Source organism: Bacillus cereus group sp. BfR-BA-01355, from assembly GCF_022663675.1.
GTDB lineage: Bacteria > Bacillota > Bacilli > Bacillales > Bacillaceae_G > Bacillus_A > Bacillus_A thuringiensis_S.
In genome coordinates, this window is sequence record NZ_JAKUFY010000357.1 from 1 (window position 1) to 330 (window position 330).

Here is a 330-nt window from a genome sequence, read left to right on the forward strand (position 1 = left end):
TCCCCAATATGGGTTTTGCTTTCCTAATTCTTTAAATACAAACATAATTAATAGTGGTATGATAACAACTAACATTCCAATCCATCCAAGTATGTACGCTTCCCCAATTAACAATACTAATAAGACAATTCCAACTAGTATATAACTTTGTATAGTAGTTAATTGCAATACAGGTGTCCCATACCACTTATTCATAAACATTAATAATACTAGTAATAAAATTGGTAACAAAGCTGCTACATAAATAATGCTAAATTCTTTTATTTTACTCTTAAATGATGACATTTTAAAAGCAAATATTATACTTACAATAGTAATCATTAAAACAAT

General features: G+C 26.4%; 1 protein-coding gene. It reads right to left on the reverse strand.

The genetic code is table 11. The features are described 5' to 3' along the window. Positions 1–330: HAAS domain-containing protein (locus tag MR167_RS32025; protein WP_481746714.1), on the reverse strand; the 330-nt coding region annotated here is incomplete at both ends.